The 16,506-nt window shown below is 65.4% G+C and carries 18 protein-coding genes; 16 read left to right on the top strand and 2 right to left on the bottom strand.

The features are described from left to right. Positions 1-1,095 carry a UDP-N-acetylmuramate dehydrogenase gene (locus ACZ46K_RS13015; RefSeq protein ID WP_464748611.1) on the bottom strand — a complete coding sequence of 365 codons (1,095 nt, stop codon included), beginning with the start codon at positions 1,093-1,095 and terminating at the stop codon, positions 1-3. A 23-nt stretch (positions 1,096-1,118) separates the two neighbouring features. On the opposite strand from ACZ46K_RS13015, the gene ACZ46K_RS13010 reads away from it, so the two are divergent. The 3 genes from ACZ46K_RS13010 (at position 1,119) to ACZ46K_RS13000 (ending at position 3,022) form a co-directional block, all read left to right on the top strand. Continuing rightward, positions 1,119-1,628, top strand: coding sequence for a DUF2505 domain-containing protein (locus ACZ46K_RS13010; protein WP_054806770.1), 510 nt, complete (start codon positions 1,119-1,121; stop codon positions 1,626-1,628). A 79-nt stretch (positions 1,629-1,707) separates the two neighbouring features. After that, on the top strand, positions 1,708-2,208 hold the full coding sequence (locus ACZ46K_RS13005) for a DUF2505 family protein (protein ID WP_054806776.1): 501 nt from the start codon (positions 1,708-1,710) through the stop codon (positions 2,206-2,208). 4 nt (positions 2,209-2,212) lie between these two features. Beyond that, a complete protein-coding gene (locus ACZ46K_RS13000) occupies positions 2,213-3,022 on the top strand; it encodes an O-methyltransferase (protein ID WP_464748609.1) in 810 nt (269 codons plus the stop codon). A gap of 15 nt (positions 3,023-3,037) precedes the next feature. Here the strand turns inward: ACZ46K_RS13000 and ACZ46K_RS12995 are convergent, their stop codons facing one another. Next, entirely contained in the window at positions 3,038-3,655 is a 618-nt protein-coding gene (locus ACZ46K_RS12995; RefSeq protein ID WP_054806771.1) for a type IV toxin-antitoxin system AbiEi family antitoxin, read from the bottom strand. 103 nt (positions 3,656-3,758) lie between these two features. Between ACZ46K_RS12995 and ACZ46K_RS12990 the strand changes: the two genes are divergently transcribed. The 13 genes from ACZ46K_RS12990 to ACZ46K_RS12930 all read left to right on the top strand — a co-directional run bounded on the left by ACZ46K_RS12990 (position 3,759) and on the right by ACZ46K_RS12930 (position 16,478). Next, positions 3,759-4,508 (top strand): LmeA family phospholipid-binding protein, encoded by a 750-nt coding sequence (locus ACZ46K_RS12990; RefSeq protein ID WP_054806772.1) that lies wholly within the window; start codon positions 3,759-3,761, stop codon positions 4,506-4,508. A 121-nt stretch (positions 4,509-4,629) separates the two neighbouring features. After that, positions 4,630-5,709, top strand: coding sequence for a phosphotransferase (locus ACZ46K_RS12985; protein ID WP_464748607.1), 1,080 nt, complete (start codon positions 4,630-4,632; stop codon positions 5,707-5,709). Between the two features lie 149 nt (positions 5,710-5,858). Further along, positions 5,859-7,460, top strand: coding sequence for an AMP-binding protein (locus ACZ46K_RS12980; protein WP_464748605.1), 1,602 nt, complete (start codon positions 5,859-5,861; stop codon positions 7,458-7,460). Next, complete coding sequence (locus tag ACZ46K_RS12975; protein ID WP_054806773.1) at positions 7,453-7,680, top strand: ferredoxin; 228 nt, start codon at positions 7,453-7,455, stop codon at positions 7,678-7,680. Before ACZ46K_RS12980 ends, ACZ46K_RS12975 begins: the two co-directional genes overlap by 8 nt. Beyond that, positions 7,673-8,905 (top strand): CaiB/BaiF CoA transferase family protein, encoded by a 1,233-nt coding sequence (locus tag ACZ46K_RS12970; RefSeq protein ID WP_464748603.1) that lies wholly within the window; start codon positions 7,673-7,675, stop codon positions 8,903-8,905. The genes ACZ46K_RS12975 and ACZ46K_RS12970 overlap by 8 nt, the downstream gene beginning before the upstream one ends. Continuing rightward, the gene (locus ACZ46K_RS12965) at positions 8,902-9,336 is read left to right on the top strand and encodes a Zn-ribbon domain-containing OB-fold protein (RefSeq protein ID WP_054810803.1); all 435 of its coding nucleotides are present in this window, start codon (positions 8,902-8,904) and stop codon (positions 9,334-9,336) included. Before ACZ46K_RS12970 ends, ACZ46K_RS12965 begins: the two co-directional genes overlap by 4 nt. Beyond that, positions 9,333-10,529: a thiolase C-terminal domain-containing protein gene (locus ACZ46K_RS12960; RefSeq protein ID WP_054807692.1), complete on the top strand. Its 1,197-nt coding sequence runs from the start codon at positions 9,333-9,335 to the stop codon at positions 10,527-10,529. The genes ACZ46K_RS12965 and ACZ46K_RS12960 overlap by 4 nt, the downstream gene beginning before the upstream one ends. Positions 10,530-10,613: 84 nt before the next feature. Then, entirely contained in the window at positions 10,614-12,083 is a 1,470-nt protein-coding gene (locus tag ACZ46K_RS12955) for an aldehyde dehydrogenase family protein (RefSeq protein WP_464748601.1), read from the top strand. Beyond that, the gene (locus tag ACZ46K_RS12950) at positions 12,080-13,306 is read left to right on the top strand and encodes an amidohydrolase family protein (protein ID WP_054807080.1); all 1,227 of its coding nucleotides are present in this window, start codon (positions 12,080-12,082) and stop codon (positions 13,304-13,306) included. The genes ACZ46K_RS12955 and ACZ46K_RS12950 overlap by 4 nt, the downstream gene beginning before the upstream one ends. A gap of 28 nt (positions 13,307-13,334) precedes the next feature. After that, positions 13,335-14,120, top strand: a complete 786-nt coding sequence (locus ACZ46K_RS12945) for an SDR family NAD(P)-dependent oxidoreductase (protein WP_054807083.1) — start codon at positions 13,335-13,337, stop codon at positions 14,118-14,120. Next, complete coding sequence (locus ACZ46K_RS12940; protein WP_054807079.1) at positions 14,117-15,373, top strand: cytochrome P450; 1,257 nt, start codon at positions 14,117-14,119, stop codon at positions 15,371-15,373. The genes ACZ46K_RS12945 and ACZ46K_RS12940 overlap by 4 nt, the downstream gene beginning before the upstream one ends. Before the next feature lie 7 nt (positions 15,374-15,380). After that, on the top strand, positions 15,381-15,815 hold the full coding sequence (locus ACZ46K_RS12935; protein WP_054807082.1) for a nitroreductase family deazaflavin-dependent oxidoreductase: 435 nt from the start codon (positions 15,381-15,383) through the stop codon (positions 15,813-15,815). 63 nt (positions 15,816-15,878) lie between these two features. Beyond that, positions 15,879-16,478, top strand: coding sequence for a TetR/AcrR family transcriptional regulator (locus tag ACZ46K_RS12930; protein WP_054807081.1), 600 nt, complete (start codon positions 15,879-15,881; stop codon positions 16,476-16,478). Positions 16,479-16,506: the final 28 nt, after the last annotated feature.

The following is a 16,506-nucleotide window of genomic DNA, read 5'->3' as shown; positions in this document are numbered from 1 at the left end:
TCAGATCACGCAGTTGACGGTCACTGGCTCGGGGTGCAGCCGCACGCCGAACACGTCCTCGACTCCGTCGCGGACCTCGCGGGCGAGTGCGACGAGATCCGTGGTGGTCGCCGACCCTCGGTTGGTCAGCGCCAAGGTGTGTTTCGTCGACAAGCGCGCGGCTGCTTCGTCTCCGGGGAAACCCTTCACGAACCCGGCACGTTCGATGAGCCATCCCGCGGACAGTTTCGTTCCGCCGACCGCGTCGTACCGGGGAATGCGGTCGTCCACGCCGACGCGCTCCGTGATCGCCGCGAGGACTCCGGGTAACCGGTCGTCGGGTACGACGGGGTTGGTGAAGAACGAGCCCGCGCTCCACGTGTCGTGGTCGTCGGGGTCGAGCACCATGCCTTTGCTCCGACGCAGCGCGAGCACCTTGTCGCGAACCTGCGCGGAGGGAAGCCGCTCCCCCTCTCCGGAGCCGAGCGAGGTCGCGAGTTCGCGGTAGCCGAGGGGGGCGCTGGATCCGTCGGGACGCACATCGAGTTCGATCTCGAGGACGAGCGCGTCGTCGGAATGCTTGAGGACACTCGTGCGGTAGCCGAGTCCGAGTGCCTCCGGGCCGACCCATTCGTCGACGCCGCTGCGGCGGTCCAGCAGTCGCACGCGCCGCAGCACCGACCCGACCTCCACGCCGTACGCCCCGACATTCTGCACAGGGGTAGCGCCGGCGGAGCCAGGGATGCCGGAGAGGCATTCGAGGCCTCCGTATCCGGCCGCGACGGTGCGTGCCACGACATCGTCCCATTCGGCGCCGGCCTCGGCGCGGACCGCGCTGTCGCCGACGTCGACACCCGAGTTCGAGACCTTGACGACCACTCCGTCGAATCCGTCGTCGCCGATCACCAGATTCGACCCACCGGCGAGAACGAGGACGGGGATGGTCTCGGCGTCGAGGCACCGCATCACCTCGATCAAGGTGTCGGTCGAGGCGCAGTCGGCGAGGTAGCGGGCGGGGCCGCCGAGCCGCAAGGTCGTCAATGTCGACAGCGGCACGGATTCGGTGACTGCGGCTCCCGCGTCGACGAGCCGGGCCCTGATACGTGGATCAAGCACCTGCAAACGGTAGCGTGCCGGATATGGGCAGCCCTATCGACCACTCGACGCACTACTCGTTTCCGCCTGCGGCGGTGCATGCGGCCTTCGTCGACCCGCAGTACTGGGACAACCGCCTCGCGGAGGCCGGTGGCCCGGGCGCTGCCGTCGAGAAGGCGACGACCGGCGACGGCACGATCGAACTCGACCTCCGTCAGGCGATTCCCGCCGAGCATCTCCCCGCCATGGTGACGAACATCCGTCCGGGCGACCTCGTCATCCGCCGCCACGAAGCGTGGGAGCGCCTCGACGGCGATCGTGCCCAGGGCAAGTTCTCCGCCGGCGTCGAAGGAATGCCCGGCAAGGTCGAGGGAACACTGAGCCTCATTCCCGACGACACCGGATCGATGGTGCTCATCGAGGGCACGGTCGAAGTGAAGATCCCGTTCCTCGGGCCCAAGATCGAGAGCATGATCGTCGACGAGCTCGTCGGGCTCTTCGACGCGGAGAAGAACTTCACCGCCGAGTGGCTGGGCCGCGCGACCCAGTCCTGAAGTATCTGCATACGATCGACCGGTCTGCGCCCGGGGACGATTTTCCCGCACCATGTGCCGGCCGGTACGCTGGCCTGCCGTGGCACGGCGTAGCGATTACTCTGCCCGCTTTCCGTATTCCCCGGAGCGGGTCTATTCGGCGCTGTCCGACCCTGATCATTGGGAAGCCCGTATGTCGGAGATGCGGAAGTACTCGGACAACCGTGTCGAGGAATTCACCGTCACCGACAGCGGTATCGATCTCGTCCTCCACCACGTGATTCCTCGCTCGGAACTACCGGAGATCGCGCGGACGGTGATCAAGAAGGACATGATCATCACCCGCACGGAGTCGTACGGCCCGTTCGACGGCACAACGACGGGTCGCTACGAAGCATCGATCCCCGCGGGCCCGGGGAGCCTCTCCGGCACCATGACGCTGTTCGAGAGCGCCCCCGGCTGCACGCTGCGGACCTCGTCGGAGGCGAAGGTCAATCTGCCGTTCGTCGGCGGCAAGCTCGAAGAGATGATCCTCGCCAATCTTGTCGAGGTGTTCCGCACCGAGTCGGCGATCACCGCCGACTGGCTCGCGCGGCACTAGGACCGTGCGTTCGCAGAACACGGCAGTCGGACGAAACCCCGAGGGCCGAAACCCGGAAGGCGTCGTCACCCGCGGCACCACCGGGATCAACCGGCTGCGGCGCAGCGATCGTTGGACGGTGCACGAGGCCGTCACCACACGCATGCTGATGCAGACTCCGAACGCATTGGCCGTCGACCTCGGCTACGGCGCGATGCCCGTCACCACTCTCGAATGGGCTGCGCGTCTGCGCACGGTACGACCCGATCTACGGGTGGTCGGCCTCGAGATCGACCCCGATCGCGTGGTTCCGGGACGGAACGGAGTGGAGTTCGCCCGCGGAGGCTTCGAACTGGCAGGCCTGAGTCCGACACTGATCCGTGCGTTCAACGTTCTGCGCCAGTATCCGGAAGCGGCGGTTGCACCGGCGTGGGAGCGACTGCGTTCGGGATTGGCGCCGGGCGGGTTGATCATCGACGGCACATGTGACGAACTGGGTCGACGCTGCGCGTGGGTGTTGCTCGACGAGCGCGGTCCTCGCACCCTGACCCTGGCGTGGAGCCCGTTCCACGTCGATCGTCCATCGGACCTCGCAGAGCGGCTCCCCAAAGCCCTGATCCACCACAATGTGCCGGGTGAGCCGATCCACGAGCTGCTGACGGCTGCGGACCGCGCGTGGGCGACCTCCGCACCACACTCGGCGTTCGGTCCCCGGTTCCGGTGGCGCGCGACGCTGGATCTGCTCCGGGATCAGGGATTCGAGGTACAGGGGCACCGACGCCGGACTCGCGATTGCATTCTCACCGTGCCGTGGAGCACGGTGGCACCGCGCTGAAATCGCGATCGGCTGTCAGCCCGCCGAGAGCAACGCCAGTTCGATGCGATCGGCGACGGCCGTCGGCTGGCCCGCGACGGCGGCGTGCAACTCGTCGACGTCTGCCCGGCCGAGGGCGATCGCATCTCCGACGAGTTCGTCGAGAACCTCCTGAGACACTCCGCCTGCGGCGAGATCCACTGCGGTGCGAGCGGGCGTGGTGACCCGGAAACACCCCACCAGTTCACAGTCGGCAGCGGCGAGTTCGCGGTGATGCAAGGCCAATCGGTTGCTCGGAACCGTCCGCTGGTCGACCGTCGACAGGTGCAGGAATCGGGGCTGCAGGTGTCCCATTCCATGGAGGTCCGCAGCGCTCTGATGCGAGACCACCGCGGTGCCCTCGTACCACGCACACCATTGCGCGAACTCGTCGAACTTCGTCGGCGGGCTGTCGCGGAGGCGGAAAAGTTCGTTCTCGACCCGCAGCCACTGCCCTGCCTCGATCCGTGCGGAGAACAGCTCGGTCGTGATGCCGTGCCCCACGGCTTGGCGGGCGGTGAAGAAGCCGGCCTGCGTCACCGCCAGGCGCCGAAGCAGCTCGTCTGCATCCGCCCGCCCGGATGCACCGTACTCTGAATCCGTCCACCCAGTCATGGCGCCCACAGTACCCAACGAATGTGTCAAAGCTCACATTATTCATCCAGTTGGTACGTGTCTGCTCATGGGATTTTCAGACTCGTCCGGAACAATCGGCCACATGACGCAACCGAAGCGCAGTCGCCTCACCACGATCGCCGTCATCGTCATCGCCGCGCTTGTCGCGGTCCTGGTGGGAGCCGAGGTCTACGTGCGCAATCGCGCAACGACGTGCCTCGCCCAGTCCTTCGAAAGCGAGCTCGGCACAGGGGTCGATGTCGACCTGAGCTGGAAGCCGGTGCTCCTGCAACTCCTCGATCGTCAGGTGCCGTCGGTGAATTTCGACAGCGACGATACCGCGTTCGGCCCCGCCCAGCAGATGCAGGTGCACGCAGAGGTCAAGGACGTCGACCTGCGCGATTCCGCCGAGGGCGCCGGAACGATCGGTAGCTCGCGCGCCGAGATCGACTGGCCCACGAGCGGGATCCTCGCGACGGTACAGAGCCAGTCGGTGGGCGGACTCGTCACCGATGTCACCACCGACGAGTCCGCGGGCACCCTGACCTTCACCGTCGGCGGCCAGGGACTCGCCGAGTTCACCGCACGGCCGGTGGTCGATGGCGGCATGGTGACGGTGGAGACCACCGACGCGTCGCTCTTCGGGATCGGGTTGCCGACAGCGCTCGTCGACGGCGTCGTCGAGATCCTCACGTCCGGCCTGCAGCAATATCCGTTGGGTATGCAGGCCACCGAGGTGAACGTGTCCGACTCCGGTGTGCAGTTGGCGCTCGAGGGCGGGTACTTCGTGATGCCGGAGGCGCCGGAAGGTCAGCAACCTCAGCAGCAGGGAAGCTGCGGCCTCCTCGCGTAGGAAGCGCCCGGAACAGGGCTTTCAAAAAAGAGTGTGACTCTCACCATAAGAAGTACTACATTCTTGCCATGGCGAAATCACATTCTACTTTTTGCAGGCGTTATGGACTGAGGTGCGCCTCATGACCGTCGCTGTTCCGGACACCCTGGATGAAGCCCTGTCACCCGGATGGCTCACTTCCGCCCTGCAGCCCCGGTTCCCGGGCATCGAGGTGACATCTGCAACGCTCGGTCCGGTCGTGGACCGCGTATCCACCAACGCGCGCTTCACGATCGAGTGCGCCGAAGGCGTTCCCGAGGGCCTGTCTCCCAATCTCTGTGTCAAGGGCTACTTCAACGCCGAAGGCCGGACCACCCGCGCTGCCGGCGAGCCCGAAGCATTGTTCTACCGCGACCTCCGCGACCACATCGGAGCGCGCACCCTCCGGAGCGTCTACGCCGATCTGGATCCGGACACCCACCACGGCGTGGTGATCACCGAGGACATCGTCCCTCAGAACTGTGCTTTCCTGGACGCCGGCAGCGACTACACCCCCGACCAGGTCGCCGACAGCCTCGCCGAGTACGCGAAACTGCACGCCGCCACATGGGGCAATTCCCGGTGGGGTCACCAGCCATGGCTGGCACCGCGACTCACCGGAGCCATTCGCGCAATGGGTATCGAGGAGATCACCGCACGTGTCGACCGAAACTTCCACGGACCGAACGGCATACGGGTTCCCGACGAACTGAAGGATGCACCCCGGCTGGTCTCCGCCTACCTGGGGCTGGTCGAGGCCCTCGCGTCCGAGTACGAGACGTCCGACTGGTGCGTGATCCACGGCGACGCGCATGTCGGCAACATCTACCTCGACGGGCAGAGCCGACCGAGCCTCGTCGACTGGCAACTCGTCCAACGTGGCATGTGGTACATGGACGTCGGCACCCACATCGCGACTGCATTGCCGCCGGAGGAACGGCGCCGCACCGAGGACGACCTGCTCGCGCACTACCTGGATTGCCTTGCTTCCCAAGGCATCGAACCGCCGCAGATCGACCCCGCACGACGCGCACTCCGACGCGGGATGGTGCGCGGCCTCTACCTCTGGGGCATCACCGTCAAGGTGGAGCCACGACTGATCGAGATCCTGCTGCACCGGCTGAGCACCGCGGTTGCCGATCACGACGCTCTCTCTCCCGAGTTGTTCTCGGCCCCCTGCTGACAAACAGATCCGGGTATTGAATCCGGAGGGGAATCATGGCAGGCTGAGCGAGAATCACGTTCTACCTCGACATGCATCTATTGCGCACTGCGGCACCAGCCCTCTCCGAGCCGCGCGCTGATATCGACCATGCATCTGCGAAAGGTGTTGTGAAAACGTTGGTTACGAATCGACTCAGTTCGATTGTCCGCGAAGTCCCCCCGTCCCTGCGCAGCCACTACGAAGCAAAGGGATGGTGGACCCGCGAGACGCTCGGAGAAATACTCGCAGACGGGCTGAAGAAGCACCCCGACATGGGATTCCACGTGCACTCCGCCGTCCGCCCGTACGAGGGAACCTTCGCCGACGTCGAACTCGTCGCACGCAGGCTCGCCGCAGGCCTGAAGGCGCGGGGAATCGGTCCCGGCGACGTCATCGCAATGCAATTGCCGAACTGGATGGAAGCCGCCGCGACCTTCTGGGCATCCGCCCTCCTCGGTGCGGTGACGGTTCCGATCGTCCACTTCTACGGTCCGAAGGAACTCGGCTTCATTCTCGAGGACTCCGGGCCGCAAGTGTTCATCACGGCGGCACAGTTCGGGCGCATGACGTACACGCCGGAAACCAGCTCACATGTGCCGATCGTCGGCGTGGTAGGACATGATTTCGACGTTCTGCTCGCCGACGAGCCGTTGCACGGCGTCGTCGAGGTGGACGCCGCCGCCCCCGCACTCATCGCATATACATCGGGAACGACACGAAATCCCAAGGGCGTCATCCACACCCATCAGACACTCATCTGCGAGACGCGGCAACTGATGTCGAACTACGAACCCGATCGCGGGCGTCAGCTCACCGCCCTGCCGGTCGGGCATTTCATCGGGATGCTGGGCGCAGTGCTGTTCCCCGTCCTCGATGCAATCCCCGCCGACATGTGCGACGAGTGGAACCCCACCCGGGTCATCTCACTCATGGATTCCGACGGCGTCGCGATCGGTGGTGGCCCACCGTATTTCGTCACCAGCCTGCTCGACCATCCCGATTTCCGACCCGATCATCTGCGTTTCTTCGGCCCGATCGGCCTCGGCGGATCCACCGTGCCGGCCTCCGTTCCGCGCCGCCTGGACGATCTCGGTCTCGTCGTCACACGCTCGTACGGGAGCACCGAACACCCCTCCGTCACCGGATCCGCCACCACCGCACCGAAAGACAAGCGGCTTCTCACCGACGGCTGCCCACGGCCGGGCGTCGAGATCCGCCTGACCGAGGACGGTGAGATCGTCAGCCGAGGCCCCGATCTGTGCCTCGGCTACACCGACGAATCCCTGACCGCACGCGCATTCGACGACGAGGGCTGGTACCGCACCGGCGATGTCGGAACGCTCGACGACGACGGGTATCTGACCATCACCGACCGCATGTCCGACCTCATCATTCGAGCTGGTGAGAACATCGGCGCCGCAGCAGTCGAAGACACGCTGCTCACCATGGAACCGATCGCCGAGGCCATCGTCGTCGCGGCGCCGGATCCTCGCCTCGGCGAGCGTGTGGCAGCGGTCCTGCGTCTCAAGGACGGACACTCGATGCCCACCCTCGACGAGGTCAAGGATCACTTCGCGACCGCCGGCGTGGCGCGGCAGAAGTGGCCGGAACAACTGCACCGGGTGGACGACTTCCCGCGCACCGCGTCGGGAAAGGTTCAGAAGAACCGAATTCGCAAACTGGTCGCGGATAGTGCACCCCGACATGCACCGGAGACGACACATGCCTGAGGAACAGTACGTGGTCGAGCTCGATCGTGAGATCTGCATGGGGTCGGGCGTCTGCGTGTCCTATGCCGCCGACACCTTCGCCATGGGTAGCGATGCCGCGGCCGAGGTGACCACCCCGATCGTGACGGATGTATCGGAGGTCGAGGTCGCCGCCTCCGGTTGCCCCACCGGCGCCATCACCGTCACACGTCGCACGGTAGGAGCGGGAAACGATGATTGAGCAGGAAACGAACACCGCGCCGCGTGCGTTCGACGGCGTCCGCGTGGTCGAGCTCGCGCAATGGGTGTTCGTGCCCGTTGCCGCGGCACTGCTCGCCGACTGGGGTGCCGACGTCGTCCGCATCGAGCCGCCCGAGGGCGATCCGTACCGCGGCCTCGCGACCCAGGGCATCGGCGCCGACCGTGGCGGCCCCAACCTCTCGATGGCCCTGGCCAACCGCGGCAAACGCTCGATCGCCCTCGATGTCCGGACCGACGAGGGCATCACTGTGCTGCACGAGCTTCTCTCCTCTGCGGACGTGTTCATCACCAGCCTCCGCCCGGGCGCACTGGAGAGACTCGGACTGGACGCCGAGACACTGCGCCTGCGCTATCCGCGCCTGATCTACGCGCGCGGACACGGGTTCGGCGCTCGCGGCCCCGATTCCGACAAGCCCGGGTACGACAGCTCCGCATTCTGGGCGCGGGGCGGAGTCGGCCACACACTCACTCCCACTGAACGCGACTACCCCATCAGCCAGCGTGGTGCGATGGGCGACCGCAACGGCGCGATGGCTCTGGCATTCGGAATCTCGACTGCGCTGCACGAACGGGAGAAGACCGACGCAGGCACCGTCGTCGACGTGTCGCTACTCGCCACCGCGATGTGGATGCTGTCGTCCGACCTGCTCGTCGCGCTCAACGGCGGCGACGTGACCTCGGTGACGGGCCGTGGGCCGCAGGTCAATCCACTCACGGGGACATACCGGACCCGCGACCTTCGGCACATCCAGCTGATGTTCCTCCAGGGGGATCGCTACTGGCCGGCCTTCGCCCGCCTCATCGGGCGTGACGATCTCGTCGACGACCCCCGATTCGTGGATATGGCCGCGCGTCGGGAGAACAGTGCTGCGTGCGTCGAGGAACTCGACGGGATCTTCGCGAAGCACACGTTGGACGAGTGGAAGCAGATTCTCGGCGAACTCGACGCGCCCTGGGCCCCGGTGCAGTCGGTGCACGATGTGATCGACGATCCGCAGGTAGCGGCAAACGGGTACATCGGCGAAGTTCGTCTCGATGACGGGCACAGCTACCGGTTGCCCGCGGTGCCGGTGCAATTGGGTCAGGAGCCTCCCGCCCTGCGACGGGCGCCCGAGCACGGTGAGCACACCGAGGCCGTGCTGCTCGAACTCGGTTACGACTGGGAACGGATCGGCTCGCTCGCAGACAAGGGTGTGATCCCGTGAGGGCACGCGAAGCGAAGACCCACCGGCCTCTGCCGGTACCCGACTCCGTCTCGGCTCCGTACTGGACTGCCGCAGCGGAACATCGACTCGAATTGGCACGCTGCGGGCAGTGCCGTAACTTCGCCCACCCGCCCGACAGTGTGTGCCCGAATTGCGGATCCACCGATCCCGGTTTCGAATTCGTTCCGGTGAGCGGGCGCGGCACCGTGCGGTCCTGGACGACCGTGCGGCAATCGTTCCTCCCCGGGTTCGACGACCTCCTCCCGTTCGTGCTGGTCGACGTCGAGCTGACCGAGCAATCCGACCTCCGTTTGATCGGCCGGTTGCTCGACGGTCCCGACGTCGAACTCCGGATCGGGATACCGGTCGTCGCAGCGTTCGAGCAGCTGACCACCGAGGTATCGGTACCGGCCTTCGAGATCGCATCATGAGCGGCTTCGCGCGCAACAAGGTCGCGATCGTCGGCTACGCGCAGAGCGACATTCGACGCACTGCCGGTCGCACGCTCGGCGCCCTGACCGTGGACGTGGCCCGCGCAGCCGTCGCAGATGCCGGACTCGAACTCGCACAGATCGACGGCTATGTCAGTTCGAGCCTGATGCCGAGCGCGAGCGGTCGTGTCGCAGAGGACGGTGTCAGCACGGTGTCGTCCGCGTGGCTGGCGGGGCGCCTCGGCGGCACCCCACGCTATGTCGCGGGGTTCGACGGGATCGGCCAGCTGACCGGCTCGGTGTCGATGGCCGTCAACGCAATTGCCAGCGGTGCCGCCGAGTACGTCATCGTGCATCGCGCGCTGCACAACCCTACGGGGAGCTATCACGGAAATCCGATGCAGGAGGTACACGGCCCGCAACAATGGACCGCGCCCCAGGGATTCTTCGGTCCGCTGGCCATGATCGCCTTGCCGTACAACGAGTATCTGCAGCGATACGGAGCCAAGCCCGAGTCGATGGCGGCCGTGGTGACCGAAGCTCGGAAGAACGGTGCGCGGATCCCGTGGTCGTATTGGTACGACCGTCCGCTCGAAAGGGACGAATATCTGTCCGCACCGACGTTGTTCGACCCGGTGTGCAGGTACGACTGCGACATCCCGGTCGACGGCGCCGCCGCGTTCGTGCTCACGAGTGCCGAGCGCGCGCAAGATCTCCCCCACCCGCCGGTGTACATCGCCGGATACGCGAACGGGACACCGACCCGACGACGACTCCCCCTCCACTGGCCGCTCGACGACATCCTCGGCGCCGGCAGCGATCTGGTGCGCCGACTCGAGGAATCCTCCGGGATCAGCATGAGCCGGATCGATCTGCCCCAGGTCTACGACGGTTTCTCCCCGTTCGTGTGGTTCTGGCTCGAATCCCTGGGTCTGTGCCCACCGGGCGAGGCGCACCGATTCGTCGAGGAGGGCGGCATCGACAGCGACCGCCCGGGTGCGATTCCGGCCCTGTCCGGGGGCGGAGCGCTCGGAAACGGCCGGATGCACGGTGTCCCTCAAATGCTCGAGTGCTATCTCCAACTCTCCGGACGCGCAGGCGTTCGGGGACGCGACGGCGTGACGACCGCCGTTGCGTGCCATTCGTCGCCGCACTACGGCGGTGCGGTCGTGTATTCCGCCGAACGCTTCTGACGCATCATTTTTCAGCAAATCGCAATCTTGCTGTTGTCCTAACGAGAACTATGTTCTACTACTAACAGGGAAAAGGGGGACGACTTGAGTATCCTCACCGAACGTCGTACCTATGTTGCCGGCGAATGGGTCACCGGCGACCAGGTCATCGCAGTCGAGAATCCGGCCGACGAAACCCACGTGGCCGATGTCAGCGCGACGCCCGTCGCCGAAGTCGAACGCGCCATCCTCGCCGCCCGGACCGCCTTCGACGACGGAGTGTGGACGCAGCGCGCACCCCGCGACCGGGCCCAGGTGCTGCACACACTGATCGACCACCTCCAGGCGAACCACGAGACCTTGGTCGACACCCTGGTCGCCGAGGCCGGACAGCCCGCACGGTTCGCCGACGAAACCCAGTGCCGCACCGGTATATCCATCGCCCGGCAGACGATCGACCTCTACCTGTCGATGCGACACGAAGAGGCCACCTCGGTTCCGGTCGACGATCTGACACGGGGCCGGGTCGCGCTGAGCATCCTGCGACACGAACCGGTCGGAGTGGTCACCGCTATCACTCCGTACAACGCTGCTCTGATCATGGCCTTGCAGAAGCTGATTCCGGCACTCATGGCGGGCAACTCGGTGATCCTGCGGCCGAGTCCGTTGACCCCGCTGTCGTCGTTGATCTTCGGGCAGGCAGCCGACGCCGCAGGCCTGCCGCCCGGCGTATTGAGTGTGGTTGCCGAGGAAGGCACCGAGGGCGCGCAGTTGCTGACGACCCATCCCGCGGTCGACATGGTCTCGTTCACCGGATCCACCGTCGCCGGACGCAATATCATCGCGCAGGCGGCCCCGACGGTGAAACGCCTCTCCCTCGAGCTCGGCGGCAAATCGGCGCAGATCTACCTGCCCGACGCGCTCGAGCGGGTCGGCATCGGCGCCATGGGCGTCGTGGCCCGCACCGCAGGGCAGGCGTGCGTCGCGGCGACACGCATGCTCGTCCCGGAGGAGCACAAGGAAGAGGTACTCGAGCGCGTTGCCGCCGCGTACAACTCGATCAAGGTCGGATCCCCCACCGATCCGACCGCACTGATGGGTCCGGTGATCAGCGCGGCACAGCGATCCAAGTGCGAGCGGTTCGTGCAACTCGCGGAGGAGCAGGGCGCAAAGGTCCGGGCCGGCGGCAAGCGACCGGAAGGCCTCGACCGGGGTTACTACTTCGAGCCGACCGTCCTCGATCTGCCGAACAACGCCAACCCGGCAGCGCAGGAGGAGATCTTCGGACCCGTTCTCGGGGTGATCGGCTACCGCGACGTCGACGATGCGGTGCGGATCGCCAACGACAGCGTCTACGGGCTGTCCGGTCAGGTCTACGGCGCCGATACCGCCGCCGCAGTCGCGGTCGCCCGGCGGATCCGTTCAGGTGCCGTCAACGTCAACACCACCGTATTCAGCGCACTCGCACCCAGCGGGGGCTACAAGCAGAGCGGACTCGGACGCGAACGCGGCCCCGAGGGCATCCGCGAATTCCAGGAAGTCAAGCACATGTCGATTGGAGAACTCCCGAAATGACAGCTGCATCGAACGACACCACGAACCTCAACCTGGACTGGCTCGTCTCGGTCGACGACCACATCCTCGAACCGCCCAACCTGTGGGTCGATCGCGTCGCGAAGAAGGACCGCGATCGTGCACCCCACATGATCAAGGACGACAAGACCGGGATGGACGTCTGGGTCTACGACGGCAAGAAGTTCCCGAGCAGCGGTCTGAGCGCCGTCGCCGGCAAGTCCAAGGAGGAGTTCAGCCCCGAACCCCTCAACTACGACGAGATGCGCCCGGGTTGCTACGACCCGCTCGCCCGAGTGGAGGACATGAACCAGGCCGGCATCCTTGCGTCACTGTCGTTCCCGACGGTGACTCGCTTCTGCGGGCAGATGTTCATGGAGGCCAGCGACCGCGAGTTCGGATTCACCTGCCTGCAGGCCTACAACGACTGGCATCTCGAAGAGTGGGCGGGCGCCGCTCCGGGCCGCTTCATTCCGCTGATCCTCATCCCGCTGTGGGATCCCGCCCTCGCGGCGAAGGAGATGGAACGCTGCGCAGCCAAGGGCGCCACGACATTCGCCTTCTCGGAAAACCCCGAACCGCTCGGTCTGCCGACCATCCACGACAAGGATCGCTACTGGGATCCGGTCATGGCCGCCGCGAACGATCTCGACATGGTGGTCTCGATGCACGTCGGCTCGTCGTCGACTGTACCGCGGATCTCGAAGGATTCGCCGTTCCTGGCCAACCTGGCGTGGGGCGCGACACGGACGTCCGGAGCAATGCTGACGTGGCTGTTCAGCAGCATGTTCCAGCGCTACCCCAATCTCAAGATCGCATTGTCCGAGGGTGAGATCGGCTGGGTGCCGTACTTCCTCGAACGTGCCGAGCAGGTGCTCGACAAGCAGCGCTACTGGATCCAGCGCGGTGCGCAGTGGAGCGACCACGGCAACAACGACCTGGATCTGGACAACCTGGATGTCCGGGAAGTGTTCCGCAAGCATATCTTCGGTTGCTTCATCGAGGACCACCACGGAATCGCCAGCATCGACGAGATCGGCGAGGACAACATCATGTGCGAGACCGACTACCCGCACTCGGATTCCACCTGGCCCAACTGCATCTCGGTGGTCAAGAAGCAGATCGAGCATCTGACGTCCGAACAGCAGTACAAGATTCTGCGCGGAAACGCCGAGCGTCTGTACCGCTTCACTCCGGCACAGCCCCCGGTCCTGGCCGGTGTCTGACGTTGCTGCGGCCGAACAGGAATATGTCATGAATCGATTACTCGAGGACAAATCCGCCATCGTGACGGGCGCGGGCTCAGGAGTGGGCCGCGCAACCGCCCTGCGCCTCGCCGAAGAAGGTGCACAGGTCGTGTGCGCCGACATAAATGTGGATCAGGCGAAGGAGACTGTCCGCCTCGTCGAGGCCGCCGGTGGCGCCGCGACGGCCGTCGTGGCGGATGTGTCCGACGAAGACCAGGTCGAAGCGATGGTGAACGCGGCGGTCGAGCAGTACGGCAAGCTCGACATCCTCGTCAACAATGTCGGCATCCCCACCCCGCGATTGGGAGCAACCTTCGAGGAACACACCCGCGAAGACTTCGAACGGCTGGTAGGGGTGAACCTGGGTGGCGTCTTCTTCGGGAGCAAGCATGCCGTCCTGCAGTTCAAGAAGCAGGGTTCGGGCGGTGCGATCGTCAACACCGGGTCGGTCGCGGGGCTCGTCGCGTGGGGCGGCTCCGTGTACGGCGCCACGAAGGGCGCCGTACACCAGTTGACACGCGCGGTGGCGATCGAGGGCGCACCGCACGGCATCCGGGTCAACGCCATCGCTCCCGCAGGGATGCCGCTCACCGGGTTCATGACTGCCGGCGGGCTGGATCCGGAGATGGGTGCACGACCCGAGGTCACCGATCGCATCGCCACCCAGCATCCCCTCGGCCGTTTCATCACGGCCGAGGACTGCGCGGAGGCGATCCTGTATCTGGCATCCGACATGTCGAAGAACGTGACCGGTGTGGTCCTGCCCGTCGACGGAGGGTACGTCGCACGATGAAAACGACATCGCTCGATCGAGAGCGGGTACGGGAGCTGTTCGATCTGCGCGGCTCGTACAACGAGGCCACCGGCGGTAGCTTCTCCGAGGATCCGTACCCGATCTGGCATCGGCTCCGCAGCGAGAAGCCGGTGCATCCGGGCACGGTGCACGAGCTCACCGGGATATCGGAGCCGCTGATGTTCCAGGGACTCCCGTACCCCGACCGCGAGCACTTCTCGGTGTTCAGTTTCGAGGCCTGCAACGAAGCCTTCCGGAATCCGAGGGTGTTCGCGTCGTCTCCCGAAGCTGTGGACATCGACCCCGAGTCGGGTTCGCTCGTCCACAACAGCATGTTGTCGATGGGCGGAGTGCAACACCGGCAGTACCGCAGCCTGGTCCAGCCGTCGTTCCTTCCGTCGAACGCACAATGGTGGATCCAGAACTGGATCGAGGAAGCGGTCCACCTCCTGATCGACGGGTTCGTCGACGACGGACATGCCGAACTCAACGTCGACTTCTGCGCTGCCATACCGATTCTCACCATCACAGGAAGTTTCGGTGTGCCGATCGAGCAGGCGCTCGACATTCGTGAGGCCCTGATCCGCGACAAGCAGAAGATCATCGACATCCTCGCTCCGATCGTCGCGGCACGGCGAGAGGAACCGCAGGACGACCTGATCAGCGTTCTGGTGCAGGCCGAGCGGACCGACGAATCCGGTACCACACAGCGCCTTTCGGATGAGGAGATCTACACCTTCTCGCTGTTGCTCCTCGCCGCGGGATCGGGCACGACCTGGAAGCAGATGGGAACCACGATCACCGCACTGCTTCAGCGTCCGGACGTGCTCGACCAGGTACGCGAGGACCGGTCCCTGTTGCGCGCGGCAATCGAGGAGACCCTGCGCTGGATGCCTACCGACCCGATGTTCTCGCGGTGGGTCACCGAAGACATCGAGTTCTACGGTCAGGACATCCCGAAGGGTTCGGTCGTTCACCTGTGCGTCGCTGCCGCGAACCGTGATCCCGAGCGATGGGAACGACCCGACGAGTACGACATCACCCGGTCTACGAAGTCGACGCTCGCATTCGGCCAGGGAGCTCACATCTGCCTGGGCATGCACGTAGCACGCGGTGAGATGACCGTAGGAATCAACGCCCTGCTCGACCGGCTCCCCGGGCTTCGGCTCGACCCGGCTGCCGAACCGCCGCGGCTCGTCGGGATGTACGAACGCGGGGCCACCGCGATTCCCGTCCTCTTCGATACCAAGTGAGGTGACCATGGCAGAGACCGAGTACACGCAGACGGACATCAGCCTCCGAGGCGATGAGCACATCCGCGTCTATCGGGAAAGCGGAGGGAAGGAGGGGTACATCTGGAACGGTGTGCCGACGCTCCTCCTCACCGTGACCGGCCGGCGTTCGGGCGAGCCGAAGACATCCGCACTGATCTTCGCCCAGGACGGTGACGACTATCTCGTCGTAGCGTCGAAGGGCGGCGCACCGAAGCATCCACTCTGGTATGTGAACCTGCAGGCAGATCCACACGCGGAGGTGCAGGTACAGGACAGGACGATGTCGGTGGTGGCACGAACCGCCACCTCCGAGGAGAAGTCCCGGCTCTGGAAGATCGTCACGGACGCGTGGCCGAATTACGACCTCTACCAGTCCCGAACCGATCGGGATATCCCGGTCGTGGTCCTGTCACCGGCGTGACGACGTCTAGAATCAGACACCATGTCCCGGGCTGAGGAACGAGCGGTCGAACGATCGGTGGCTGTGCAGCGGTCACGGTCGCGCGTCGAGAATCAGATTCGGGCGATTCTCGACGCGGCGCACCGTCTGGTCGAGGCGAAGGGCGACGCGTTCACCACCCAGGAACTCGCGAAGGAAGCCGGAGTGGCCCTCCAGACCTTCTATCGCTATTTCGCGAGCAAGGACGAGTTGCTCCTCGCCGTCATCAGCGACGGGCTCAGCGACGCATGCCGACAGATGACTGCCGCTGCCGATCATCTCACCGACCCGCTGCAGCGACTTCGGTTCTTCATCACCGCCTCACTGGGAGGCCGGTCGAGGGACCCGGAACGCTACACCCTGGCCCAGTTCATCGTGGCGACCCATTGGCGGTTGCATCGAGTCTTTCCGAAGGAGCTCGCCGAGGCCGACCGACCACTGGTCGACCTCCTCCACACGGAGATCCGGGCCGCCGCGGCTGCCGGCCTGGTCACCTCCACCGACACAGAGCAGGACGCCTGGTTCATCGTCGAGCTCACCCGCTCGGTGTACCACCACTACGCGTACGCGGCGGGCACTGTCGCCGAGGTCCAGGAGCAGCTGTGGCAGTTCTGCCTGCGGGCTCTCGGCGGCACGGTGCGCTGATCTCACCACTTCACCGGATCCGATGGGT

This window comes from Rhodococcus sp. JCM 9793, assembly GCF_055380405.1.
This window is presented reverse-complemented; position numbering and strand designations above follow the sequence as displayed.